Source organism: Actibacterium naphthalenivorans (assembly GCF_014196965.1).
Classification (GTDB): Bacteria; Pseudomonadota; Alphaproteobacteria; order Rhodobacterales; family Rhodobacteraceae; genus Actibacterium_A; species Actibacterium_A naphthalenivorans.
Genome location: NZ_JACIEQ010000006.1, coordinates 1 through 23,799 on the forward strand (window position 1 = coordinate 1; position 23,799 = coordinate 23,799).

Sequence of the window (23,799 nt, forward strand, 5' to 3'; positions counted from 1 at the left end):
CACTCGGCGCTCGGATACCTGTCCCCATCGGAGTTTCTGATGCAAACCACCGCGCCAGCGCTTGAGACTCTTGCGGTCTCCACACTGTCGCTCAACACTCAAACCCAATCGGAAGATTCTGGATCAACCCGGCCCTAATCCCGGGGGAAGCATCCCAGCCAACAAAATTGTCAGTGCAACCTTAAATCGATGCCTCGATTTTGGCTGCGCAAGATTTCACCCTGGCGACGAGATCCATGTGCGCGCGCAAGTTCTCGAAACTTGCCTCCCCGGCAACGAAGCTTACTGATCCGACAACACTTTCGCCCCGGAAGATTGGGGCAGCCAGACCGGCTTGCCCTTTTGAGACTTCGGATACGGTCAGGCAGTATCCATCTCTACGTATTGTGCGCAGGTCTTGTTTGAAAGCCTTCCAGGTTTGCTCTTGGCTCCGCGCGCGGATCTCAGCCTCGTTGTCCAGATAGAGCCTCTTGAGGGTCCGATCCGGCAGATGTGCCAGAATTACGCGTGATGTGGCGCCGACGAAGAGTGGCATCGCGACACCACGCACGTATCTGGTAGGCTCATGAACTTCGGGCCCGTTCTCCTGGTGGATGCAGAGCACGCAATTGTTGAAGAGGCGCGACAACACAATATCCGAGCGCGGATCAGTGTCCTCGATCAGTTGTCGCATGTGCGGGGCGGCATGTTGGATCAGCGTATCGTTACGCCGCATCCTGTAGTCGTACTGGATGAAAGCAGGGCCCAAGGCAAACGATCCCGGCCTGACCGAATCCAGGAAGCCGCTTGCGCATAGCTCTTTTATGTAGCGATAAGAGGTGCTTATGGAAATTCCGATTTCGCATGCGACTTCATCCGCAGTCCAGACAGGCCGGTTCTCGGTAAAGAGTTCGATCACCGCAAGTGTCTTGTTTTCAGTCGCCATTGGTCAACTCCGTCCATCCTCTGCGTCGCCATAATGCAAAAAAATTCATCTTTGCAAATATCAAAAAATTACAAATTTCGCAAATTATAGGAATTTTGTTTGACTCGCGCTGAGCTGATTCCTAGGCTTCAGGTAATGAAAGGGCGGCATGAAAGCTGCCCCATCCTTTGATCCTGACACGGAGGTCTAGAATGAATATATTTCACGACATTGTTGTCCGAACCGTCCGAACTTTACTGCTTTCGGCAACGATCGCTGCCGCGACGATATCAAGCGTACATGCCGAGACTGTCAGAGTGGCGATGCTTGCCCCGAGTGCGCTGCTTTGGCTGCACGCCATCGCCGAGGAAGAGGGTTTCTACGCCTCCCGGGATCTGCAGGTCGAGGTATTGCGTGCCCAAAGTAGCCCAGCCTTGTTGCAGGCGGTCTCTTCCAACAGCGTAGAGGCGGGAATTTCGCTGGGCGATCTCGTTATCCGCGCAATCGACAAGGGGGCTCCGATCGTCATCACGGGTGCGGTGCTTGAGAAAACCATTCTGCGCATGGTAGCCGTAGAAGGCATCGACAGCCCGGCGGGGCTCGCTGGAAAGAACGTTACCGCCGGGGCGGTGACGGGTGGCACCGCGAACATGATGCTGTATCAACTGAAACGGGCTGGTGTCGACACGAGCGGCGTTAAGATGGTTGCGATTCCTAACTCGCGCGACCGGATCGTGGCGCTTGCCAACGGCCAGGTTGACGGGGCCTTGCTCATTGCGCCGTTCGATGCGCTTGCAACGCGTGAGGGCATGAACCTTTTGGCCGACTTTACAGAGCCTTATCTGCAGACACCGTTGATCATAAACAAGAACTGGGCTGCCGAGCAGCCCAAAGCCGCCGCCGATCTTACGCAGGCGATGCAGGAAGCGGCGAACTGGATTAATAATCCGGCCAACAAGGACGAAGCGATCCGAATTCTAACCGAATTCACCAAAGCAGAACCCGAAATTGCAGCGGCATCCTACGAATTTATCGTGGAGCAGCAGAAGGCGATCGGTGTCAACTTTGAAATGCCGGAAGCGTCTTTGCAGAACATCGAGAACATCAATGCAGAGCTCGAAGGACGGACGCCCCAGCAACTGAGAATTTCCGATTACTACGACAGCAGTTACCTGGCTGACTAGCCACGGCTCAAGCAGCGGCGGCTATACAGCGTCGCCGTTGCCCCCTTCACCACAGAAAAACCAGAGAGTGAACATGGCGATATTGGCAACGCCCACATACCTGCTGACCGGGTTCCTTGGCAGCGGCAAGACCACACTTCTCAACAATTGGCTGAAGCAACCTGAATTCAGCGATGTGGCGGTCATCGTGAATGAGTTCGGAGCGGTCGGCATAGATAATGACCTGATCTCCAAGAGCGACGAAGATACGATCGAACTGACGACCGGTTGTCTCTGCTGTACTGTACGCGGCTCTTTGGTCGAGACGCTGATGGCACTTTTTGTGAAACGTCAACAGGGCCAGGTTCGACATTTCAATGCGGTCGTCATCGAGACGACCGGCCTTGCCGATCCAGTGCCAGTCATTCAGGCCCTGATGACCACGCCGGTTAGCGGCAATTTCCATCTTGCCAAAATCATCACCACGGTCGAAGCCCCGCAGGGCCTCTCAACGATTGACCGCCATGCGGAAGCTGCAAAGCAGGTTGCCGTCGCCGACGACATCGTCATCACAAAGGGCGATCTGGTTGCGGAGGGTCATGTCAACGTCGCCAATGCACTCAAGACACTCAATCCGGGTGCTCCGATCCACAACACCGCGCCGAGCGCCCCGTTGGCGCTGTCGGCGATCCTCGGCTCTGGTTCTCTCGAAACATCGGCGCAGTTCAACGGTCCGAAATATTGGCAAAATGCAGACGTCGTGAAGCAAGACGACCGTCACCACCATCGCCATGACCTCAACCGGCACAATTCAGAAATCGGCTCGTTCGTTTTGACTTTCGATGAACCCCTTCGCTGGCAGGAGGTCGCTGCTTGGATGGACGCTCTGGTCATTGCACATGGCGAAGACATCCTGCGGGTCAAGGGAATTCTGGAGATAGAGAACACGGATCAACCGATTGTTGTGCAATCGGTTCAAAAACTTTTCCATCCGCCATTCGCACTAGAGCAATGGCCGGACGGCACGAGGCAAAGCCGGGTGGTCTTCATCACCAAAGCCATTTCGGAGTCCTTCGTGCGCGAAGTCTTCGACATCATCCGGTCGGCGCGCAAACCTTCGGCATCCCCTTCTATTCTTTCCGAACTCGAACTGACTGGAGCAACGTCATGAGCCGCATCGATACAATCATCCGCAACGGCCGCGTTGTGACTTCGGAGGCCATTTCGGAGCAGTCTGTCGGAATCAACAACGGGCTGATTGCGGGGCTCTACGCATGCGGGGAGGAACCGGACGCGGTTGAAGTCATCGATGCCTCGGGTCTTTGGGTAATACCCGGGGTGATCGACATGCATTCGCATCACCGGGAAGGGACAGAGCCGGGTTTTGAATACAAGGATACGATTTACACTTCGACACAGCAGTGCGCAGCAGGTGGTGTGACCACCAGCGTCGCGATGCCTAACGTAACACCTCCGCCCAACACGCTGGAATTGCTGAGAAAACAATTCGACCTTTATCGAAAGGATTCCGTTGTTGACTGGAACTTCAATGCGGCGCCAACCGTTGCCGAGGAAATTGCCGGCATGGCAGGCGAAGGTATCGGTGCTTTCAAGATCTTCATGGTCGTCGATACCGGGCGAAATTATCCGCACATGCCGGGGATCGGTGTGCACGATCACGGCAAGATCTTCGAGATTATGCAGGCTTGTGCCGCTGTTGACGTTCCGCTCATGGTGCATCCCCACGATCAGGCGCTGATGGATGTGATCGAGAAGAAGTTCTGGGATCGCGGCGAACGCGATGCACTGGCGTATGCAAAAGCATATGCGGCCCATGACGGGCTGATTTGGGAATCCGCAATCGGTACGCTTCTCCGCTTGCAGGAGGCCGCCGGATGCCATCTGCACATCCTCCATACCCAGACCGCAGGCAGTGTGGACATGATCCGCAAGGCCAAGGCCCGAGGACAGCGTGTGACATGTGAAATTAACCCTTGGGCGCTGTTCCTGGGGTACGACTGGTCGGCAATCCAGCGGCTCGGCTCCTATGCGCTCAGCTATTGGGTGCCAGACAAGAACCTGCCCGGCCTTTGGGAGGGATTGAACGACGGCACGATCGACATTGTCGCTACCGACCACGCCCCGCACCTCGCGGAAGAAAAGGAGGTTGGCTGGGAAGACGGCTGGCGCGCGCATACCGGTACGCCTTCAACCCAGTTCTATGTCTCGATGTTCCTTTCTGCGGCGCAGCAGGGAAAGATATCGTTGGAGCGCGCGGTCGAAGTCCTGTCGACGAAGCCTGCGGAATTGTTCAAGCTTGCGAATAAGGGGAGAATTGCAACGGGCTATCACGCCGACGTGGTACTGATCGATCCAGAGACTGAATATACCATCAGTAATGACGATGTACTTAGCCTGAGCGGCTGGAGCCCTTATGACGGGCGGGTGTTCAAGTGCAAACCCGTCCGGACGATCCTTCGCGGACAGACCATCTACAAAGACGGAAAGGTGGTAGGGTCGAAAGGGACCGGCCTGCAGGCCGTCGCTCGGGCTGAAACCCAATCGGCGGTATGAATATCATGAAGACTATACTGGACTACCTAAGCGGAGAGACGCGAACAGCGGCCTTGTCTCGCGCAGTGTTCTCGCTCGTTTCTGTGTTGATCATCTGGCAAATCCTCACTGCGACGATCGTGATGAACCGGATGCTGCTTGTGCCACCTGCTGAAGTCTTGGACGCATTTATTGGCGAAATCCGTAGCGGAGAGATGCGGCGGAACGCGTGGGCAACCTGCCTAGCGGTCGGCGTTTCTTTTCCTCTTTCGGTAATCGTCGGGGTGTTGATCGGGATGTTCCTGGCGTCCAGTCGCGCGCTTTCGCTGATCGGTGGCCCCATGCTGTCGGCTTTGAACTCGGTGCCGATCATTGCGCTGGCGCCGCTATTCATAGCGTGGCTGGGTCTTGGCTTTTCATCGAAATTTGTGTTGGTGATGCTGGTCGCGGTTTTCCCTGTCGTTGTCACGACGGAAGCCGGCCTGCGCGCCACGGACAAGAACCTGCTTGAAACGGCCCGGTCGTTCAACGCGACCCACATTCAGACCTTCACCACAGTCAGCCTGCCTTATGCTCTGCCATATATTGTCAGCGGAATCCGGGTGGCGTGGGCGCGGGCGCTTGTGGGCATCGTCGTTGCAGAGTTCTTCGGTTCGTTTGCCGGATTTGGCTATGCGGTGATGGCGGCCGGTCAGACCTTCGATACGGCAACGCTGCTGGCATATGTGATCGTGCTCGGCGCAATGGGGTTGATCGGGTCTATGATCTTTCAGTGGCTGGAAGAGCGCCTGGCGCCCTGGAGAAAAGAATGAACACACATCCCATCCTCGAGATTAATGGCGTTAGCAAGACCTTCGTGCGCCGCGACAAAACCGAAGTGGCGGCGCTACGTGACATCGACCTGTCGATCCCGAAAGGCGCGTTCGTTTCAATTGTGGGCGCAAGTGGCAGCGGAAAATCAACGCTGCTACGTATCATCGACGGGCTGCTCAGCGCAGACACAGGCAAAGTTCGGGTCAATGGGGCAGTTGTAACCAAACCCGGCAAGGACCGAGCCGTCGTTTTTCAGAACGATTCTCTGTTACCTTGGAAGACGGTCATCCAGAATGTCGCCTACGGGCTGACGTTAAGCGGCATGAAGTGGCGCGAAGCGTCCAAGATCGCCCAGGAATTCATCGATCTCGCTGGCCTCAAAGGCTTTGAAACCCATTTTCCGCACCAACTGTCTGGCGGAATGCGCCAGCGCGTCAACGTCGCTCGTGGTCTCGCAGTGGACCCGGAGATCATTCTTTTGGATGAGCCATTTGCTGCACTGGATTCTCAGACACGTGAGATCATGCAGACCGAGCTTTTGCGGATTTGGCAGCAAAGCGGCAAGACGGTCATCCTGATCACGCACCAGATTGACGAGGCCGTGTTTCTGTCGGACGAGGTTGTGGTATTCTCAGCGCGTCCCGGTACCGTCAGGCAGAAGATACCTATAGTACTTGCGCGGCCACGCAATCTTGATGTCAAGCGTTCGCCCGAATTCGTGCAATTTGTCGACAAGATATGGAAACTGATCGAAGAGGAAGTGCGGGCGGCGGCCGCGTCTTGAGGTTTTGCGTTTGCCTTGCCCGGACGGGCACTTTCAGATGCACTTCCGCGGCCAAGGCGGCAAGGCACACGGCTACGAAAAAGGTGACCAAATTCGGAAGCAGGTAGGAGGCAGTGATGCCTCTGAAAGATGAAACTTTCTTGATGCGGGAAAGTCGACCTCTTGCCCTGGCAGAGCGGAAAAACACTCCCGTTTTCACTACTTCAAAACAAGTTCTGGGAAAGAACTCAGTGCCTAAGGTTCAGCAACTGCGCCTTCCCTAAAAACACGATCGACACGTCTCTCAGCATGATTGAGATCGCTGCGATTGTCGGAGCCACCTAATCGCCCAAACCAGTGAACAGCCGCCGGGTCAGCGTCGATTGCGGCCAAGACGAGCAAGAGACCAATCTCGAGCTCTTCAAGCGATGTGATGAAGGAAAGTAGCCCTAGTCACCACGAAGCTGCGGATCTGTGGCAGAGCCACCGTCAGAAAAGCGGTCAGCCGCTTCTGCGCTCGTCAGATCGTCGACGTCTCGATCCCTGGTGCCCGGGTGACGCGCGTCCTTGACAACCTCGCGCCGCGGTTCGGGTTGCTCTGATCTCTCATCCTCGACAGTGGTCCTGAGGGGATCAGCCGGGCGCTGTGCGAGGTTCGAGCATTGGACGCCCGATTGCGGTTCATCGAACCGGGAAAACCGGTCCAGAACGCTTCCTGGGACCCTTCAATGGCAAGTTGCGGGACGAGGGCCTGACGTTGCACTGGTTCCGATTACGGTCCCATGCCGGGGAGGAGATCGGTCGGTGGCGCCTTCACTGCAACACCAAGCGCTCGCTCGGCGCTTGGCTGCCTGACCCAAAGAAGGCCCTGACCTTCCGTCGTCAGACACCTTGTGTTCTCCGCCCTGTCACTTGCCACTGAAAATAGCCCGGAATCTTCTGCTTCAACGCGGCCATGAGGCAGGGGGAAGGTCAAGTCGAGCAATGGCGCAGAAACAGTCCACATGGCCTCGACGCAGGCGCAAGACGCCTGCCACCTGTCGCGGCAAACAGAAACGGCCGCCGGGTTGGGCGGCCGTCTGAACTTCGTGCACCGGGGTCTTACCGGTTTTCGACATCCACGTAATCGCGCGCGGTGGCGCCGGTGTAAAGCTGACGCGGACGGCCGATTTTCATAGTCGGGTCCGAGATCATCTCTTTCCACTGGCTGACCCAGCCGACGGTGCGCGACACGGCGAAGATCGGCGTGAACATCGAGGTCGGAAAGCCCATCGCCTCGAGGATGATGCCGGAATAGAAATCCACGTTCGGGAACAGTTTCTTGTCCACGAAATACGGATCGTCCAGCGCCTGTTTTTCCAGCTCCTTGGCGACCTGCAGCGTGGGGTTGTTTTCCACACCCAGCAGATCAAGAACCTCATCGGCGGATTTCTTCATCACCTTGGCGCGCGGGTCGAAGTTCTTGTAGACGCGGTGGCCAAAGCCCATCAGGCGGAACGGGTCGTTCTTGTCCTTGGCGCGGGCGATGAATTCGGGGATCCGGTCAACGGTGCCGATCTCGCGCAGCATTTCCAGACAGGCCTGGTTGGCGCCGCCATGCGCAGGCCCCCACAGACAGGCGATGCCCGCCGCGATACAGGCAAACGGGTTGGCGCCCGAAGAAGACGCCAGGCGCACCGTCGAGGTCGAGGCGTTCTGCTCGTGATCGGCATGCAGGGTAAAGATCCGGTCCATCGCGCGGCTCAGGATCGGGTCCACCTGGTAATCCTCGGCCGGTACGGCAAAGCACATGCGCAGGAAGTTCGAGGCATAGTCCAGATCGTTGCGCGGATAGACCATGGGCTGGCCGACCGTGTACTTGTACGCCCAGGCGGCGATCGTCGGCATCTTGGCGATCAGGCGGATGGCGGCAACCTCGCGCTGCCAGGGATCGTTCACATCGGTGCTGTCGTGATAGAAGGCCGACATCGCGCCGACCACACCGACCATCACGGCCATCGGGTGGGCATCGCGGCGGAATCCGCGGAAGAAGTTGCCCATCTGTTCATGCACCATCGTGTGGCGCGTGACGCGGAACTCGAAATCCTCGAGCTGCGCGGCGGTCGGAAGCTCGCCGTAAAGCAGCAGATAACACACTTCGAGAAAATGGGATTTCTCGGCCAGCTGATCGATCGGGTAGCCCCGGTGCAGCAGCTCGCCCTTGTCGCCATCGATGAAGGTGATGGTGGATTCGCACGAAGAGGTCGAGGTGAAGCCGGGGTCGTGGGTAAAGACCCCGCCTTGGGCGTACAGCTTTGAAATATCGATAACATCAGGCCCGGCGGTGGGCGAATACATCGGCAGTTCAATGGTCTTGTCGCCGAAGCTCAGCGTTGCGGTCTTGGTGCTGTCAGGCATTCCTGTCCCTCTCTGAATAACCGGCACATCCCCTGTACCGGTCAGTGTGGCGTCGCGAAGAGCGGGAAATTCGCCCGCTCAGGGCTTGGTGTCAGCGATCCGGGCCAATGTCTCGTCCCGTCCGATGACAATCATCATATCGAATACGCTGGGAGAAACCGTACGTCCGGCAAGGGCCGCGCGCAATGGCTGAGCGAGCTTGCCGAGCTTCAGGTCATGGGCCTCGGCCACCTTGGCCACCGCCTCTTCCAGCGCGTCTCGCGTCCAGCTAGCATTTTGCAGATGCGGCGTCAATTCTGCCAGTATACCACGGGATACATTATCCAGAAGCTTCGCCGCTTTCTCATCCGGGATGAAGGGGCGCTCCGACAGTACAAAATGCGCCTTTTCAATAAGTTGCGGAAAGTTTCGGGTGCCGGATTTCAGGTGGGGCATGGCCCGCGCCAACCGATCTTTCTGGGCTGGCGTCAACGGTGCGGCGTCCGTGGCTTCCAGAAACTGCTCCAATTCGTGCAGCAGCGCGGCATCCTCGGCAACCGCGAAATGCTGGCCCGAAAGATTATCCAGCTTCTTGAAATCGAACCGGGCGGGAGACTTGCCGATTCCGTCGAATCCGAACCATTCCTTTGCCTGCTCGTCGGTGAAGAATTCATCGTCGCCATGGCTCCAGCCCAGCCGCGCCAGATAGTTGCGCATCGCCGCGGCCGGATAGCCCATGGCCTGATATTCCTCGACCCCCAGCGCCCCGTGGCGCTTCGACAGTTTCTTGCCGTCGGGGCCGTGGATCAGCGGAATATGGGCCCAGACCGGAACCGCCCAGCCCATCGCGTGATAGATCTGCATCTGACGCGCCGCGTTGGCCAGGTGGTCATCCCCCCGGATCACATGGGTCACGCCCATGTCATGGTCATCGACAACCACAGCCAGCATATAGGTGGGTGTGCCGTCCGAACGTAACAGAACCATGTCATCGAGCTGATCATTGCGCCATGTGACATCGCCCTGAACCTGATCGTGGATCACGGTCTCGCCATCGCGCGGCACCTTCAGCCGCACCACATGGGGCGCGTCCGGGTGGCTGTCGGGCGCTGCGTCACGCCAGGGCGAGCGGTAAAGGGTCGAGGTGCCGGCCGCTTTCGCCGCCTCGCGGAAGGCGGCGATTTCGTCCTGGGTGGCAAAGCACTTGTAGGCATGGCCCGCCGCCAGCATCGCCTGCGCCACCTCGGCATGGCGCCCGGCGCGTTCGAACTGGCTGATCGCGTCGCCGTCCCAGTCCAGCCCCAGCCAGGTCAGCCCTTTGAGGATCGCCGCCGTCGCCTCGGGGGTGGAGCGGGCGCGATCGGTATCTTCGATGCGCAGCAGGAACTTCCCGCCGCGCCCGCGCGCGTAAAGCCAGTTGAACAGCGCGGTGCGCGCGCCGCCGATATGCAGATAGCCCGTGGGCGACGGGGCAAAACGGGTGACGACCGGGGCCTCGGACATGGGGGCGTTAACCTTCTGGCAACCAAATGGGAGATAGTGTTGGCGCCTGATTAAGCAATCGGGCGGGGGAGAACAAGGCATGCGCGCCCTCGATGCCCTGGAGGCCCAGCGGGGCCATCTGTTCGGCTGGGTGCCGGTGATGCTGGCCGCCGGCATCGGCGGCTATTTCGCCCTGCCGCGGGAGCCTTCGGCGCTGCTCTGGGCGGCGCTTGGCGCGGGGGCCCTGCTGGCGGGGCTGGCCGTACGGCTCTCGGGGGAACGGCGGGCGCCGCTGTTTCTGGCGCTGGCGCTGACCTGCGCGGGCTCCCTGCTGGCCGGGGCGCGGGTGCATCTGGTGGCGGAGCCGGTGCTGACATACCGCTTTTACGGCGCGGTTCAGGGGCGCGTGGTCGGGATCGACCGGTCCGCCTCGGACGCGCCGCGCCTGACGCTGGACAGGGTGTGGATGGAACGGCACGCCCCGGATCGAACCCCGGCGCGCATCCGCGTTTCGCTGCATGGCGCGCAGGGGTTCATCGTGCCCGAGCCCGGGATGCTGGTGGCGCTGACGGCGCATCTTTCGCCCCCGCCCGCGCCGTCGGAACCCGGCGGGTTCAACTTTCAGCGCCGGGCGTGGTTCGAACGCCTCGGCGCGGTTGGCTATACAAGGACGCCGGTGCTGGCCATGGCCCCGGCGGAGGCGGGCCGGGGCGGGCTTTTGATCCACCGCGCGCGCATGGCGATTTCCGCCGCGATCCGCGCCCGGATGCCGGGGGATGAAGGCGCCTTTGCCGCCGCCATCCTGACCGGCGACCGCTCGGCGATGTCGGCGCCGATGCTGCAGGCGCTGCGCGACGCCAATCTGGCGCATCTTCTGGCGATTTCGGGGCTGCACATGGGGCTGTTGACCGGCTTCGTCTTCGCGGCGCTGCGCTACGGGTTGTCACTGATCCCGCCGCTGGCGCTGCGCCTGCCGGTCAAGAAGCTGGCGGCACTGATGGCGATCGTGGCGGCGGGCGTTTATCTGGCACTGTCGGGCGGCAATATCGCCACCCAGCGCGCCTTCATCATGGTGCTGGTGATGCTGCTGGCGGTGTTGTTCGACCGGCGGGCGCTGACCCTGCGCGCGGTGGCGATGGCGGCACTGATCGTGCTGGTGCTGCAACCCGAAAGCCTGACGGAGCCGGGGTTCCAGATGTCTTTCGCAGCCACCACGGCGCTGGTCGCGGTGTTCGGCGCGGCGCGCGACTGGCCCGAAACCCGGCCGCGCCCGCCAGGCTGGGCGCGTCCGGTGCTGGCGGTGTTCATCTCATCCGCCGTGGCCGGGGCGGCGACCGCGCCGATCGGGGCGGCGCATTTCAACCAGATCGCGCAATACGGGCTTCTGGCGAATGTCCTGACCGTGCCGCTGATGGGGGCGCTGGTGATTCCGGCGGCGGTTCTGGCGGCGGTGCTGGCGCCGTTCGGCCTGTCTTTCGTCGGGCTCGAGATCATGCGTCTGGGCATCATCTGGATCCTGGGGATGGCCGCGTTCGTGGCCGGGCTGGACGGGGCGACCTGGCCGGTCGTCACGCCGATGGCGCCGGTGCTGCCGCTGATGGCGGCGGGGATGCTGTGGCTGATCCTGTGGCAGGGGCGGGCGCGGCTGGCCGGGCTGCTGCCGGTTGTGGCGGCGCTGTTTCTGTGGGGCCAGACCGAACGGCCGGCGCTGCTGATTTCGGAAAGCGGGGCGCTGCTGGGGGTGATGGGCGAGGCCGGGCGCGCGCTGAACAAACCCACGGGCGAGGGGTTCGTGGCCCGAAGCTGGCTGGAAAACGATGGCGACGCCGCGTTGCAGGATGACGCCTTTGCCCGTTCCGGGTTCTCCGGGGAAAAGGGCATGATCCACGCCGAAATCTCCGGCCGCTCTTTCGTGCAACTGTCGGGACGAGGCTGGGCCGACAGGCTTGAACCGGCCTGCGCGCGGCGGGGCTGGGTCATCCTGGCCCGCAAGCTGGACGGCGCGCTGCCGAAGGGGTGTGTTTTCCTGGATCAGCGCGCCCTGGCCAGAACCGGCGCCATCGCGGTGTTCGAAGGGAAGGACGGGCCGATCCTGATCGGTGCGAAACATCGGGCGGGGCGCAGACCCTGGACCAGATGACGGCTCAGTAGCTGCGGATCAGACCGACCAGCCGCCCCTGCACCTCGACCTGATCTGAGGGCAGAACGCGGGTCTCATAGGCCGGGTTGGCTGCCTCCAGCGCGATCATGCTGCCCTTGCGGCGAAACCGCTTCAGCGTCGCCTCGTGCCCTTCGACAAGGGCCACCACGATCTCGCCATTCTCGGCGGTGGTCTGCTCCCGGATCACGACGACATCGCCGTCATTGATCCCTGCCTCGATCATCGAATCGCCCTTGACCTCCAGCGCATAGTGATGGCCGTGGCCCGACAGCATCGACCCCGGCACCGCGACGGTATGCGAGACTTCGCTGATCGCCTCGATCGGGGTGCCGGCGGCGATCCGGCCCATCACCGGCAGTTCCAGCGCATGGGCGGCTTCGACAGGCTGCGCAGCGGCCGGCGCGGGGGCGGGAGCGTCACCTTCGATCACGCGGGGGGTGAAACCTTTTTTCTCCATCGCCTCGGGCAGTTTGATGATCTCGATGGCGCGGGCGCGGTGCGCCAGCCGCCGGATGAAGCCACGCTCTTCCAGCGCGGTGATCAGACGGTGAATGCCGGATTTGGAGCGCAGGTCCAGCGCCTCTTTCATTTCGTCAAACGAAGGCGGAACGCCATCCCGTTGCAGGCGAGTGTTGATGAACTCCAGCAATTCCAATTGCTTGCGCGTCAGCATGGTCGGCTCCTCGGGCTGGTGCCCCCGGAACAAAACGGGGGCATCTTTGCCCGGTGTTCTACGCATGTTCCCGTTTTGTGTCAAGCCTTGCGCTTACAATGGCAGGTAGTCCACCGTTTCCCCGATCTCGCGCGCGCTGTCGCCGGGCGGCCGGATGATCAGCGCCCGCGCCTCGGACAGGATCGTCAGAAGCGCACTGTCCTGGCTGGCAAAAGGGGCAAGCGCGCCGTCGGTCAGCCGGGCGCGCATGTAATGCTCGCGCGGGCCGTTGGCGGCCAGCGGCGCGGCCAGCGGCGCGGACCGGCGCGGGGCAGGGGCCGCGCCCAGCCCCAGCAGCGCGCGGATCGCGGGCACCACGAAGACCGTGCCGCAGACCATCGCCGATACCGGATTACCCGGCAGGCCGATCATCGCCGCACCGCCCATCCGCCCGGCCATCAGCGGCTTGCCCGGCCGCATCGCCACTTTGTAGAACGCCTGCTCCATGCCCAGATCGGCGGCCACGGTGCCGACGATATCATGATCGCCCACCGAAGCGCCGCCGATGGTCAGGATCAGGTCGGCGCCCTCGGCCAGGCCGAACACGGTTTTCAGCGCGTCGGCATTGTCGCGCGCGATGGGCAGCATCCGCACCGCGGCGCCAGCCTCCTCTGCCATCGCCTTCAGGCCGAAGCCGTTCGAGGCGATGATCTGGTCGGGGCCCGGGTCTTCGCCGGGCATCACCAGCTCGTCGCCGGTGGCGATGATCGCCACCACCGGGCGCCGGCGCACCGGCACGCGCGCCACGTTCATCGCCGCCAGCAGCGCCAGATCGGCGGGGCGCAGGGGGCGGCGTGCGTCGAACGGGGCGCCTTCGGCGAAATCGGCGCCTTCCGGGCGGACATGAGAGCCCGAGCCCGCCTTGTGCCCGATGCTGATCAGATCGCCCTTGCGGGTCACATCTTCCTGCGGCACCACGCGGTCGGCCCCTTCGGGCACCGGCGCGCCGGTGAAGATGCGCACCGCCTGGCCCGGGCCGACCCGGCCGGCGAACCTGTGCCCGGCGGCGGCGGTTCCGATCACCTTGAACAGGGCGTCGGCCTCGACCTCGGTGGATTTCAGGGCATAGCCATCCATCGCCGAACAGGCGAAAGGCGGTTGGTTGCGGCGCGCCGCCACCGGGGCCGAGAGCACCCGGCCAGCGGCCTCGGCCAATGACACCTCTTCGCTGTCCAGCGGGGTCAGAAGGGCGAAAACCCGCGTCAGCGCCTCTTCGACCGAAATCATCACTGGGCCTCGTAGCGGCCTGATTTGCCGCCATCTTTCAGCTTCAGGCGGATGTCGGAAATGACCATGCTCTTCTCCACCGCCTTGACCATGTCATAAAGCGTCAGCGCGGCGGCGGACACGGCCGTCAGCGCCTCCATCTCGACCCCGGTCTGGCCGGTGGTTTTCACGGTCGCCTCGATCCGCACGCCGGGCAGGCTGTGGTCGGGCGTCAACTCCACCGCCACCTTGGTGATCGGCAGCGGGTGGCACAGCGGGATCAGCTCGGCTGCTTTCTTGGCGCCCATGATCCCGGCCAGCCGGGCAACGCCCAGAACATCGCCCTTCTTGGCGCGGCCTTGGGTAATCATGTCAAGCGTTTCGGGCATCATCTTCACGCAGCCTTCGGCCACGGCCACCCGCGATGTCACCGGCTTGTCGGAAACATCGACCATATGCGCGTCGCCCTTGGGGTCGAAATGCGTCAGCCCGGCCATCACAGTCCCCCCCTGGGATCGGGCGTGCCGCTCAGCAGCTGCCGCGTGGACTGGGCCACATCCGCCTGCCGCATCAGGCTTTCGCCGATCAGAAAACAGCGGGCGCCGTAGAGCGCCATCTCGGCCAGTTCCGCAGAGGTGTTGAGCCCGCTTTCGGCCACCACCATCCGCTCTTCGGGGATGCGCCGCGCCAGCGTGCGGGTTGTGTCAAGAGATGTCTCGAACGTATTGAGATTGCGGTTGTTTATGCCGATGAGGGGCGAGCGCAGCTTCAGCGCGCGTTCCAGCTCGGGCGCGTCATGCACCTCGATCAGCGCGTCCATGCCCCAGTCGCGCGCGGCGCTTTCCAGTTCGGCCGCCTGGCCGTCTTCGACGCTGGCCATGATGATCAGGATGCAATCGGCGCCAAGCGCGCGCGCCTCGGCCACCTGATAGGGATCGTACATGAAATCCTTGCGCAGACAGGGCAGGTGGCAGGCCGCCCGTGCCGCGGTCAGAAATTCCTTCGCCCCCTGGAACGACGGCGTGTCAGTCAGCACCGACAGGCAGGTCGCGCCGCTGGATTCATAGGCGCGGGCCAGCGCGGGCGGGTCGAAATCGGGGCGGATCAACCCCTTGGAGGGGCTCGCCTTCTTGATCTCGGCGATCAGGCCATAGCCGGTCAGAGACGCCTTGTGCAGCGCGTCGGCGAAGCCGCGCACCGGCGGGGCCTCCTTGGCGGCGGCCTCGACGTCGGCCAGCGGGCGCGCGGCCTTGTCGGCGGCGACCTCTTCCAGCTTGTAGGCCTTGATCTTGTCCAGAATGGTGCTCATTGGAATCGTTTATCCCTGTTCATCGGTATGGGCAATCCGCGACACGCAGATGGCGGCTCAATCTTCTTCGTCCCGCATCGCGGCGGTCACACGGGCCATCAGGGAAAGAAAGCGCGCGCGTTCCTCCGGCGTCAGCGGCGCCAGCGCGGCTTCGTTCTGGGCGCTCGCGGCCTCGGTCGCCGGCCCTTGCAGGGCGCGGGCCCTGTCTGTCAGCCAGATCTGCTGGGCGCGGCCGTCCTGCGGGTGGGGCCGGCGCAGGATCAGCCCGTCCCGCTCCATCCGGGTCAGGGTGTTGGCCATCGTCGCCTGCTCCACGTCCAGCCGCGCCACAAGCTCTTTCTGGGTCAGCCCGTCTTCGGCCCACAGTTCCAGCAGGGTCATGAACTGCGCGGGCGCCAGCCCCAGCGGGCCGACGCGCCGTTGCAGGCCCCGGGCAAAAAGCCGGGCCATGTGGTTGGCCAGATAGCCGGCAGAGGTGGATTTTTCGAAGCTCATGCCGTGGTCATAGCGTTTGAATAGCATGCTTTGCAATGTTATATAGTTGGCTATGTAGATTCGCAGGAGGATGCAATGACCCGTCTTACCAAACTGTTCACGGCGCTGTTTCTGGGCGCCCCGGCGCTGGCCAGTGCCGATGTCACGCTGATCAATGTTTTCGAGGTGCCGCAAGGCAGAGAGGAGGCCGCCATCACCGCCTGGGAGGCCGCGCGGGATTTTCTGCGGCAGGAGCCCGGCTATATCTCGACCGAACTGCACCGTTCATTGTCGCCCGATGCGCGGTTCCGCCTGATCAACGTGGCGAAATGGCAAAGCCCCGCGGCCTTCGAGGCGGCGATCGGCCGGATGCAGGCGGCGGAGGTTTTTCCCAGGATCGAGGGGCTTGTTTCGACCCCTGCGCTCTATTCCGTGATCCGCGCGGACTGAGGCGGCGCGGCTTACGCGGCCTCGGTGGTGATATGCGCAAGGCCCCTGACCTTGGCCAGCGCCGCGCCGCTGTCGATGCTTTCGGCCGCCATTTCAACACCTTCGGGCAGGGTGCTCACCCTGTCCGCGACCATCAGCGCGGCGGCGGCGTTCAGAAGAACCGCATCGCGATAGGCCGATTTCGCGCCGTCCAGAAGCGCGCGGAAGGCGTGGCCGTTTTCTTCGGGCGTGCCACCCAGAAGCGCCTCGAACGGATGCACCGGCAGGCCGGCCTGTTCGGGATGCAGCTCGCGCTCCGTCACCTCGCCATCCTCCAGCGCCGCGACCCAGGACAGGCCCGCGATCGAAAGCTCGTCCGTGCCGTCGCCGCCATGTACCAGCCAGGCTTTTTCCGACCCGAGCTCACGCAGGGTTTCGGCCATCGGGCGGATCAGCGCGCGGGAAAAGGCGCCGGTCAGCTGGCGTTTGACCCCGGCAGGGTTGGTCAGCGGGCCGAGGATGTTGAAGATCGTTCGCGTGCCCAGCTCGATCCGGGTCGGCATCACGTGTTTCATCGCCGGGTGGTGGATCGGCGCCATCATGAAGGCGATGCCGTTTTCGGCCAGCGCCCGTTCCACCACATCGGGCCCGACCATCACGTCGATGCCCATCTGCCCCAGCGCATCCGCGGCGCCGGATTTGGAGGACAGATTGCGGTTGCCATGCTTGGCCACGGGCACGCCCGCGCCCGCCACCACAAAGGCCGTGGCGGTGGAAATGTTCAGCGTGCCCTTGCCGTCGCCGCCGGTGCCGACGATATCGATCGCGCCCTCGGGCGCCTTCACCGGCGTGCATTTCGCGCGCATCACGGCGGCGGCGGCGGCGAATTCCTCGACCGTTTCGCCACGGGTGCGCAGCGCCATCAGCAGGCCGCCGATCTGGCTGGGCGTCGCTTCACCCTCGAACAGGATGGCAAAGGCGGCCTCGGCCTCGGCGCGGGTCAGGGCGCGGTCGGCGGCGGCGCCGATCAGGGGTTTCAGCGCGTCGCTCATGCGGGAACCTTCAGCATATCCAGGAAATTCTTCAACAGCTTGTGGCCATGTTCGGATGCGATGCTTTCGGGGTGGAACTGCACCCCGTGAATCGGCAGCTCGCGGTGGCGCAGCCCCATGATCATGCCATCCTCGAGCCAGGCGTTGATCCGCAGGCAATCGGGCAGGCTCTCGCGTTCCACGATCAGCGAGTGATAGCGCGTCGCCGCGAAGGGCGAGGGCAGGCCGGCGAACAGGCCGGTGCCGTCATGGTGCATCTGCCCCAACTTGCCATGCACGATCTCGCCCGCGCGCACCACCTTGCCGCCGAACGCCTCGCCGATCGCCTGATGGCCCAGACAGACACCCATGAGTGGCGTCCGGGTTTCCGCCGCGGCCTGCACCAGCGCCAGGCAGATGCCCGCCTGAGACGGGTCGCAGGGGCCGGGCGACAGCAGAATCGCCGTGGGGTTCAGCGCCATCGCCTGCTGCACATCCAGCGCGTCATTGCGCCGGACCATGACATCCGCGCCCAGCTCTCCCAGATAGTGGACGAGGTTGTAGGTGAAACTGTCATAGTTATCGATCAGCAGCAGCATGATCCCGCCTTCTTGAATTAGGGGTGAATACGGCGCAAGGTCGGGCTATACATGTTCAGAGCCGCAGGCTGGGGTCAAGGGCATGCGGTGCTGGGGAAGACCTGAAAATATCAGGCGGAATGGACGGAGGCGAGCGCGATGAAGGGCGTTTTGGGCGGGCTCATCTGGGGCGTGGTGGCCGTGGTGCTGGCGTTGATTGTGTTTTCCGCAGTCATGCCGCCGCCGCAAAAGGGGCCTGTGCGCGAACTGGCCGTGCCCGCGCCGCAGGTGGAAACGCCCGTGGCGCCGCAGCCCAGCCTGGGCGACGCGGCCCTGCCTGACGCCGCCCCCGCCGCGCCCGAGCCGCTGGCCGAACCTCTTGCCGAAGCGGCGCCGGCGCCGGGCGGTATCGATCTTCCGCCCGGATCGGAATTCAACCGCCCCGCGCCCGAAGGCGCGGCCATCCTGCCCGGCACCGATGATCCGTCGCTGCCCGAAGCGGCGCCCTCTGTCGCCTTTCCCGCGAATGGCGACATGACCGCGCCGCCCGTGCCCGATACCGAACCCGCCGGCGCGCCCGAAACCGGCGGCGAAACCCCCGAGACGCTTAATGCGCCCGAGATCGCCGAGGTCAACCCGGCGCTGCCCGTGACGGGCGAGCAGCCGGTGCTGCCCAGCCCCGGCGCGGCCAGCCCGGTCACGCCCAGTTCCGAGATGCAGCCGGTGGCGCCGGTCACGCCGCCCACGCCGGAACCCGCGCCCGAAGACGTCGCCGTGGCGCAAGAGCCCGCGCCCGCCACCGACCCCGCGCCGCAGCCGGCCCCCGAGCCTGAGGCCGCGGCCGAACCCGAACCGGCACCCGAACCTGCCGCGCCGCAGCCCGAGGCCGAAGCCGAAACCCCCGCCGCCGAAGCCGCGCCGGAGGCCTCGCCGCTCGTGCCCGGCACCGAACCGCCGGGCGCGCTGCGCGTGCCCGTGCCGGGGCGGCAGATCACCATGCCCGAGGTGCGCACCGGCCGTCTGCCCTCTGTGGGCGACGATGCCGCCGCCCCGTCAGAGGCCGCAAGGCTCGGCGCGCTTGCCCGCTATGCCGCGCCGTTCGAGGCGGCGGACGGCAACCCGTTGTTTTCGGTCATCCTGATCGACGCGGGCGAACGCGGGCTCGACCGCGCCACGCTGACCACTTTCACCTTCCCGGTGACCTTCGCCGTGGATGCCGCGCGCGCCGACGCGGCCGAGGCGATGCGCGCCTATCGCGCGGCCGGGTTCGAGGTTGTGCTGATCGCCTCGGGCCTGCCCGAGGGCGCCACGCCGCAGGATCTGGAAGTGACGCTGTCATCCTATCTGGCACGGGTGCCGGAAACGGTGGCGGTGATGGATGCCGAAACCGGCGGGTTTCAATCCAACCGCCCGCTGCTGCGCCAGTTGATGGCGATCCTGAAGGAAAGCGGCCACGGGCTCGTCACCTATGACCGGGGCCTGAACACCGCCGGGCAGATCGCCACGGCGGCCGGCATTCCTTCGACCCTGATCTTCCGGTCGCTGGATTCCGAGCGGGAGTCGGTGCCCACCATCCGCCGCTATCTTGACCGCGCCGCGTTCAAGGCCGGGCAGGACGGGCAGGTGGTGATGATCGGCCATACCTACCCCAACACCGTCACCGCGCTGTTTTCGTGGGCGCTGGAGGATAAGGACAACAGCGTGACGCTGGCCCCCGTGTCGGCCATCCTGCGGGGGCGGTAAGCCCGATCAGCGATCGAACACGCCGAAGCCTTCAAGCGCATCGGCAAAGGCGGCGGTGAAGGCCGGTTTGTCGGCGGCATCGATATGCGATCCGTCCGGCTGCGCGAAGCCGCGCAGCGCCGGGGCGTCCTCGTAATGCAGGCTGGGGCCGGGCAGGGCCCGCGCCAGACTGTCCCAATACTCGGCCCGGGGCGCGAAACCCTCTTCGACGTCGCGCAGCGCGCCGCTGCTGGGCAGGCGCATCAGCACCACCTCGCCGCCGCGCGCGCGGAATTTCCCGACAAGCGCCGCGAACTCGGCCACGATGCGTTCCCACTCGGCCGCGCCGGGCATGGCCTTGCCCGCGAAGTCCTCACGGGTTGACTCAACGCGCCGTTTCCGAAGCGCCGCGCGGTCGGCATGTTCGAACATCAGCGCCTGTTCGCGGTCCGGCGCGGTGGTCAGGTAGAGCGGGCGGCGGAAGGGAACCCCGTGCAGCACGAGGCTGCTCAGAACGGAGCGCAGGCCGTAATGCGGATGGCTGAACACGAAACGCGCGGCAACGGCGTTTTCCAGCCGCGTGTCCAGCGCGCGTGCCCAGTTCCAGTGATCGGCGTGGTAATCGACGAACCGTTCCTTCAACGCATCCCGGCCCAGACCGGGCACCAGCCAGGGCGAAACCATCGACAGCACGATGGTGCCGCGGAATTCGGTGTTCTCGACGATATCCTCGAACATCCGGAACGGCGCGCCGCCGGATACGGCCAGTTGATGCACCCGGCCACCGCTGCGCTGCCGCAGCTCGTCCAGCGCGATGTTGGTCTGCATCCGCGACGCCCCCATCAGCAGGATCGAATCCGTGGCCTTGTCAGCCGCGACCCCGTCGCGCGCAAGCGCCCAAAGTTCGCGCGTGTTCTGCAGGCTGGGCTGGGCGCCGCGGGCGCGCAGCCCGTGATCGACCACGATCAGCAGACAGCCCGTCAGAAGCGCCGCCAGCGTCACCATCGACAGCGCGTTCAGCTGGGCCCAGGCAAGGCTGCGCCTAGAACTGGAAATAGATGAACGCATCACTGTCCCCCTCGATCATGATGATGGCCGACATCATGCCGACCAGCAAAAACAGTTGCAAAGAGGCCGGAACCGCGGCGATGGCCTGTTCGAACCGGCGTTTGCGCAGGGCGGTGTGAAAGGCCAGCGTCGCCGCTGTAAGCGCCAGCACGATCAGGATATCGCCGGACCCGACGTGAAACGGCGTCTGGGTGGGCGCGAAGAAGCTGCGTGCCAGATCGGTGGCCTGGGCCAGATCGCGAGACCGGAACAGGATGCCGGAAAAGGCGAACAGTGCGAAGGTCAGCCCGCCCAGCAGCACCTGGATCGCGGTGACGCTCCAGACATGCCAGTGGCCGATCAGTTTCTTCAGCATGGTCTCGATGCTCAGCACCGCGCCGTTGAAGGCACCCCAGACCACAAAGGTCCAGGATGCGCCGTGCCACAGGCCGATCAGCGTCATGGTGATCATCTGGGTGCGGATCGTGTTCCACAGCGACCGGTCGGTCGTGCTGCGGACATTGGCGTAGAGGTAATCGCGAAACCAGCTCGACATGGAGATATGCCAGCGCTGCCACAGATCGGCATAGCCGATGGCGGCATAGGGCGCGCGAAAGTTTTGCGGCAGCTCGAACCCCAGGCAACGGGCGATGCCGATCGCCACCAGCGAATAGCCCGCGAAATCGCACAGGATCTGGATCACGAAGGCCAACAGGCCGATCACCACCGTGCCCGGCGGCAGGGTGCCGGATTGCGCGAAGATCCTGTCGGCGATCGGCGCGGTCAGGCCATCGGCGATGACCACCTTCTCGAACAGCCCGATGACGACGAGGATCAGGCCCCAGCCAAAGCTTTCGGCCGTTACCACCGGCGGGGCGATCAGTTGCGGCATGAACTTGCGCGCCCGCACGATGGGCCCGGCCACGAGCTGCGGGAAGAAGGTGACGAAGAGCGCGAAATCCAGGAAGGAGTCCGACGGTTTCAGCCGCCCCTTGTAGATATCGAGCGAATAGCTGAGCGTCTGAAAGGTGTAGAAGGAAATCCCGACCGGCAGCAGAATGCTCCAGGGCATCGGCTCATAGGCGATGCCGAAACGGGCGGCCAGGGCGATGCTGTTTTCCAGCAGGAAGTTGCCGTATTTGAAATAGGTCAGCACGCCCAGGTTCGCGACGAGGCTGAGCCCCAGGTAAAGCTTCTTGGCCATGTCCGAGCGGGCGCGGTAGATGCCCTTGGCCGCGAAGAAATCGACGATCGTCGAGAAGATGATCAGCAGAAGATAGGGCGCGTTCCAGGCGGCGTAGAAGATATAGCTCATCACCAGCAGGAACAGCTTGCGCCATTTCCAGCCCGCGCCGGTGAAATACAGCGCAAAGACGATCAGCGCGAACAGCGCGAAAATATGATTGTTGAAAAGAATAGTCCGACCCCCACGGAATTTTATGCAACAGGAATGAAACGCCAGAAGATATTGGCGTGGTTATGGCAATGAAAGGCGGTTTTTGTGCGGAAGGAGGAACAGCACGCGCGGGTGTGCTTCTTCCGGCGCGGTGCCCGCATCACTGCATCTTCAGCGCTCCGAAAAGCCCGGCGTCTTCGGCCGCGCGGCGGATCGCCTTGGATTTGTTGACGCTTTCCTGAAATTCGGCCTCCGGGTCGCTGTCATAGACAACGCCGCCGCCGGCCTGAATATAGAGCGTTTCGTCCTTCAGAACGGCGGTGCGCAGGGCGATGCACATGTCCATGTCGCCATTGGCCGCGAAATAGCCCACGCCGCCGCCATAGACGCCGCGCTTTTCCGGCTCCAGCTCATCGATGATCTGCATCGCGCGCACCTTGGGCGCGCCCGATACGGTGCCGGCGGGCAGCCCGGCCAGCAGGGCCGACAGCGCATCCTCGCCCTCGGCGATCTCGCCCACCACGTTGGATACGATGTGCATCACATGGCTGTAGCGTTCGATGATGAATTCCTCGGTCGGGCGCACGGTGCCGATCTTCGCCACCCGGCCCACATCGTTGCGCCCCAGATCCAGCAGCATCAGATGTTCGGCCAGCTCCTTCTTGTCGGCCAGCAGATCGGCCTCCAGCGCGCGATCCTCTTCCGGCGTGGCGCCACGGGGGCGGGTGCCGGCGATGGGACGGATCGTAACCTCATCCTCGCGCAGCCGCACAAGGATTTCCGGGCTGGCGCCGATCACCTGGAACCCGCCGAAATTGAAGAAGAACATGAAGGGAGAGGGGTTGGTGCGCCGCAGGCTGCGGTAAAGCGCGAAGGGCGGCAGCTTGAATTCCTGGCTCCAGCGCTGCGCCGGAACCACCTGAAAGATATCGCCGGCGCGGATGTAATCCCTGGCCTTCTCCACCGCGGCCATATAGCCCTCTTTGGTGAAGTTCGAGGTCAGCGCGCCCACCGGCGCGGCTTCGCCCAGATCGCGGGTGGCGGCGGGAACCGAGCGTTCCAGCTCTCGCACCGCGTCCATCACCCGTTCGGCGGCCTGCGCATAGGCGGCGCGCGCCGACAGGCCCGACCCGACCCAGACGGGCGAGACCACGGTCACCTCGCCCTTCACCCCGTCCAGCACTGCCACCACCGAAGGGCGCAGCAGCACCGCATCGGGCAGGCCGAGCGGATCGGGGTTCACGTCGGGCAGGTGTTCGACCAGCCGGATCATGTCATAGCCCAGATAGCCGTACAGCCCGGCCGCGATCGGCGGCAGATCCTCGGGCATGTCGATGCGGCTTTCGCCGATCAGGGCGCGCAGCGTGTCGAGCGGATGGCCCGGCAGCGGCGTGAAGGCATCCGCATCGAACCGGGCCTGCCGATTGATCCGGCTGATCTCTCCGTGGCACTGCCAGATCAGGTCGGGTTTCATGCCGACCACGGAATAGCGTCCGCGCACCTCTCCGCCGGTGACGGATTCCAGCATGAAGCTGTCCTTGCGCGCCTCGGCCAGCTTCAGCATCAGGCTGACGGGGGTATCCAGATCGGCTGCCAGCCGGGCATAGACCACCTGATTGCGGCCTGCGTCATATCCGGCCTCGAAGGCCTCGAATGCGGGGATCAAAGCTGCCATGCCGG

At 63.5% G+C, this 23,799-nt stretch carries 21 protein-coding genes; 8 read left to right on the plus strand and 13 right to left on the minus strand.

From position 1 onward, the window contains the following. Positions 1 to 181: 181 nt before the first annotated feature. Positions 182 to 925, minus strand: coding sequence for an IclR family transcriptional regulator (locus GGR17_RS16620; RefSeq protein ID WP_037208426.1), 744 nt, complete (start codon positions 923 to 925; stop codon positions 182 to 184). Between the two features lie 191 nt (positions 926 to 1,116). Between GGR17_RS16620 and GGR17_RS16625 the strand changes: the two genes are divergently transcribed. The 5 genes from GGR17_RS16625 (at position 1,117) to GGR17_RS16645 (ending at position 6,217) form a co-directional block, all read left to right on the plus strand. Continuing rightward, complete coding sequence (locus tag GGR17_RS16625; protein ID WP_054539138.1) at positions 1,117 to 2,088, plus strand: ABC transporter substrate-binding protein; 972 nt, start codon at positions 1,117 to 1,119, stop codon at positions 2,086 to 2,088. A gap of 73 nt (positions 2,089 to 2,161) precedes the next feature. Next, positions 2,162 to 3,238, plus strand: a complete 1,077-nt coding sequence (locus tag GGR17_RS16630; RefSeq protein WP_082386603.1) for a CobW family GTP-binding protein — start codon at positions 2,162 to 2,164, stop codon at positions 3,236 to 3,238. Continuing rightward, positions 3,235 to 4,641 (plus strand): dihydroorotase, encoded by a 1,407-nt coding sequence (locus GGR17_RS16635; protein ID WP_207722679.1) that lies wholly within the window; start codon positions 3,235 to 3,237, stop codon positions 4,639 to 4,641. Before GGR17_RS16630 ends, GGR17_RS16635 begins: the two co-directional genes overlap by 4 nt. A 5-nt stretch (positions 4,642 to 4,646) precedes the next feature. Continuing rightward, positions 4,647 to 5,432, plus strand: coding sequence for an ABC transporter permease (locus tag GGR17_RS16640; RefSeq protein WP_162231822.1), 786 nt, complete (start codon positions 4,647 to 4,649; stop codon positions 5,430 to 5,432). Beyond that, positions 5,429 to 6,217, plus strand: coding sequence for an ABC transporter ATP-binding protein (locus GGR17_RS16645; protein WP_054539136.1), 789 nt, complete (start codon positions 5,429 to 5,431; stop codon positions 6,215 to 6,217). Before GGR17_RS16640 ends, GGR17_RS16645 begins: the two co-directional genes overlap by 4 nt. Positions 6,218 to 7,297: 1,080 nt before the next feature. Here the strand turns inward: GGR17_RS16645 and gltA are convergent. Both gltA and gltX read right to left on the minus strand, forming a co-directional pair. Then, positions 7,298 to 8,593, minus strand: a complete 1,296-nt coding sequence (gltA, locus tag GGR17_RS16650; protein ID WP_037208420.1) for a citrate synthase — start codon at positions 8,591 to 8,593, stop codon at positions 7,298 to 7,300. 78 nt (positions 8,594 to 8,671) lie between these two features. Then, the gene (gltX, locus tag GGR17_RS16655) at positions 8,672 to 10,075 is read right to left on the minus strand and encodes a glutamate--tRNA ligase (RefSeq protein WP_054539135.1); all 1,404 of its coding nucleotides are present in this window, start codon (positions 10,073 to 10,075) and stop codon (positions 8,672 to 8,674) included. Positions 10,076 to 10,154: 79 nt separating this feature from the next. On the opposite strand from gltX, the gene GGR17_RS16660 reads away from it, so the two are divergent. Beyond that, the gene (locus GGR17_RS16660; protein ID WP_054539134.1) at positions 10,155 to 12,194 is read left to right on the plus strand and encodes a ComEC/Rec2 family competence protein; all 2,040 of its coding nucleotides are present in this window, start codon (positions 10,155 to 10,157) and stop codon (positions 12,192 to 12,194) included. Positions 12,195 to 12,198: 4 nt separating this feature from the next. Here the strand turns inward: GGR17_RS16660 and lexA are convergent, their stop codons facing one another. The 5 genes from lexA to GGR17_RS16685 all read right to left on the minus strand — a co-directional run bounded on the left by lexA (position 12,199) and on the right by GGR17_RS16685 (position 15,964). Then, entirely contained in the window at positions 12,199 to 12,888 is a 690-nt protein-coding gene (gene lexA / locus GGR17_RS16665; RefSeq protein ID WP_054539133.1) for a transcriptional repressor LexA, read from the minus strand. A 93-nt stretch (positions 12,889 to 12,981) separates the two neighbouring features. After that, positions 12,982 to 14,154 (minus strand): molybdopterin molybdotransferase MoeA, encoded by a 1,173-nt coding sequence (locus GGR17_RS16670; RefSeq protein ID WP_054539132.1) that lies wholly within the window; start codon positions 14,152 to 14,154, stop codon positions 12,982 to 12,984. Beyond that, positions 14,154 to 14,630, minus strand: a complete 477-nt coding sequence (gene moaC, locus GGR17_RS16675) for a cyclic pyranopterin monophosphate synthase MoaC (RefSeq protein ID WP_054539131.1) — start codon at positions 14,628 to 14,630, stop codon at positions 14,154 to 14,156. Before moaC ends, GGR17_RS16670 begins: the two co-directional genes overlap by 1 nt. After that, the gene (gene trpC, locus GGR17_RS16680; protein WP_054539130.1) at positions 14,630 to 15,442 is read right to left on the minus strand and encodes an indole-3-glycerol phosphate synthase TrpC; all 813 of its coding nucleotides are present in this window, start codon (positions 15,440 to 15,442) and stop codon (positions 14,630 to 14,632) included. The genes moaC and trpC overlap by 1 nt, the downstream gene beginning before the upstream one ends. Positions 15,443 to 15,499: 57 nt before the next feature. Further along, positions 15,500 to 15,964 carry a MarR family winged helix-turn-helix transcriptional regulator gene (locus GGR17_RS16685; RefSeq protein ID WP_235974525.1) on the minus strand — a complete coding sequence of 155 codons (465 nt, stop codon included), beginning with the start codon at positions 15,962 to 15,964 and terminating at the stop codon, positions 15,500 to 15,502. Positions 15,965 to 16,012: 48 nt separating this feature from the next. On the opposite strand from GGR17_RS16685, the gene GGR17_RS16690 reads away from it, so the two are divergent. After that, a complete protein-coding gene (locus GGR17_RS16690; protein ID WP_037211457.1) occupies positions 16,013 to 16,366 on the plus strand; it encodes an antibiotic biosynthesis monooxygenase family protein in 354 nt (117 codons plus the stop codon). Positions 16,367 to 16,377: 11 nt separating this feature from the next. On the opposite strand, the gene trpD is transcribed toward GGR17_RS16690, so the two are convergent. Continuing rightward, positions 16,378 to 17,397 (minus strand): anthranilate phosphoribosyltransferase, encoded by a 1,020-nt coding sequence (trpD, locus tag GGR17_RS16695; protein WP_054539129.1) that lies wholly within the window; start codon positions 17,395 to 17,397, stop codon positions 16,378 to 16,380. Next, on the minus strand, positions 17,394 to 17,975 hold the full coding sequence (locus GGR17_RS16700; protein ID WP_054539128.1) for an anthranilate synthase component II: 582 nt from the start codon (positions 17,973 to 17,975) through the stop codon (positions 17,394 to 17,396). The genes trpD and GGR17_RS16700 overlap by 4 nt, the downstream gene beginning before the upstream one ends. A 138-nt stretch (positions 17,976 to 18,113) precedes the next feature. On the opposite strand from GGR17_RS16700, the gene GGR17_RS16705 reads away from it, so the two are divergent. Continuing rightward, entirely contained in the window at positions 18,114 to 19,697 is a 1,584-nt protein-coding gene (locus GGR17_RS16705; RefSeq protein WP_054539127.1) for a divergent polysaccharide deacetylase family protein, read from the plus strand. A gap of 6 nt (positions 19,698 to 19,703) precedes the next feature. Here the strand turns inward: GGR17_RS16705 and GGR17_RS16710 are convergent, their stop codons facing one another. From GGR17_RS16710 to trpE, 3 genes are all read right to left on the minus strand, one after another. Next, positions 19,704 to 20,744, minus strand: a complete 1,041-nt coding sequence (locus GGR17_RS16710; protein ID WP_157445570.1) for a hypothetical protein — start codon at positions 20,742 to 20,744, stop codon at positions 19,704 to 19,706. Further along, positions 20,719 to 22,038: an MBOAT family O-acyltransferase gene (locus GGR17_RS16715; protein ID WP_054539125.1), complete on the minus strand. Its 1,320-nt coding sequence runs from the start codon at positions 22,036 to 22,038 to the stop codon at positions 20,719 to 20,721. The genes GGR17_RS16710 and GGR17_RS16715 overlap by 26 nt, the downstream gene beginning before the upstream one ends. A 241-nt stretch (positions 22,039 to 22,279) precedes the next feature. Next, complete coding sequence (gene trpE / locus GGR17_RS16720; RefSeq protein ID WP_054539124.1) at positions 22,280 to 23,794, minus strand: anthranilate synthase component I; 1,515 nt, start codon at positions 23,792 to 23,794, stop codon at positions 22,280 to 22,282. Positions 23,795 to 23,799 lie beyond the last annotated feature (5 nt).

Excerpts from the sequence above, each read along its gene's own strand:
- GGR17_RS16645 (WP_054539136.1), top strand. The coding sequence starts at position 5,429 with ATGAACACACATCCCATCCTCGAGATTAATGGCGTTAGCAAGACCTTC.
- GGR17_RS16670 (WP_054539132.1), bottom strand. The coding sequence starts at position 14,154 with ATGATTTCGGTCGAAGAGGCGCTGACGCGGGTTTTCGCCCTTCTGACC.
- gltA (WP_037208420.1), bottom strand. The coding sequence starts at position 8,593 with ATGCCTGACAGCACCAAGACCGCAACGCTGAGCTTCGGCGACAAGACC.
- gltX (WP_054539135.1), bottom strand. The coding sequence starts at position 10,075 with ATGTCCGAGGCCCCGGTCGTCACCCGTTTTGCCCCGTCGCCCACGGGC.
- GGR17_RS16625 (WP_054539138.1), top strand. The coding sequence starts at position 1,117 with ATGAATATATTTCACGACATTGTTGTCCGAACCGTCCGAACTTTACTG.
- trpC (WP_054539130.1), bottom strand. The coding sequence starts at position 15,442 with ATGAGCACCATTCTGGACAAGATCAAGGCCTACAAGCTGGAAGAGGTC.
- trpD (WP_054539129.1), bottom strand. The coding sequence starts at position 17,397 with ATGAGCGACGCGCTGAAACCCCTGATCGGCGCCGCCGCCGACCGCGCC.
- GGR17_RS16660 (WP_054539134.1), top strand. The coding sequence starts at position 10,155 with ATGCGCGCCCTCGATGCCCTGGAGGCCCAGCGGGGCCATCTGTTCGGC.
- GGR17_RS16715 (WP_054539125.1), bottom strand. The coding sequence starts at position 22,038 with ATGAGCTATATCTTCTACGCCGCCTGGAACGCGCCCTATCTTCTGCTG.
- GGR17_RS16640 (WP_162231822.1), top strand. The coding sequence starts at position 4,647 with ATGAAGACTATACTGGACTACCTAAGCGGAGAGACGCGAACAGCGGCC.
- GGR17_RS16630 (WP_082386603.1), top strand. The coding sequence starts at position 2,162 with ATGGCGATATTGGCAACGCCCACATACCTGCTGACCGGGTTCCTTGGC.
- GGR17_RS16635 (WP_207722679.1), top strand. The coding sequence starts at position 3,235 with ATGAGCCGCATCGATACAATCATCCGCAACGGCCGCGTTGTGACTTCG.
- GGR17_RS16690 (WP_037211457.1), top strand. The coding sequence starts at position 16,013 with ATGACCCGTCTTACCAAACTGTTCACGGCGCTGTTTCTGGGCGCCCCG.
- GGR17_RS16620 (WP_037208426.1), bottom strand. The coding sequence starts at position 925 with ATGGCGACTGAAAACAAGACACTTGCGGTGATCGAACTCTTTACCGAG.
- GGR17_RS16710 (WP_157445570.1), bottom strand. The coding sequence starts at position 20,744 with ATGCGTTCATCTATTTCCAGTTCTAGGCGCAGCCTTGCCTGGGCCCAG.
- lexA (WP_054539133.1), bottom strand. The coding sequence starts at position 12,888 with ATGCTGACGCGCAAGCAATTGGAATTGCTGGAGTTCATCAACACTCGC.
- trpE (WP_054539124.1), bottom strand. The coding sequence starts at position 23,794 with ATGGCAGCTTTGATCCCCGCATTCGAGGCCTTCGAGGCCGGATATGAC.
- GGR17_RS16685 (WP_235974525.1), bottom strand. The coding sequence starts at position 15,964 with ATGCTATTCAAACGCTATGACCACGGCATGAGCTTCGAAAAATCCACC.
- moaC (WP_054539131.1), bottom strand. The coding sequence starts at position 14,630 with ATGGCCGGGCTGACGCATTTCGACCCCAAGGGCGACGCGCATATGGTC.
- GGR17_RS16705 (WP_054539127.1), top strand. The coding sequence starts at position 18,114 with ATGAAGGGCGTTTTGGGCGGGCTCATCTGGGGCGTGGTGGCCGTGGTG.
- GGR17_RS16700 (WP_054539128.1), bottom strand. The coding sequence starts at position 17,975 with ATGCTGCTGCTGATCGATAACTATGACAGTTTCACCTACAACCTCGTC.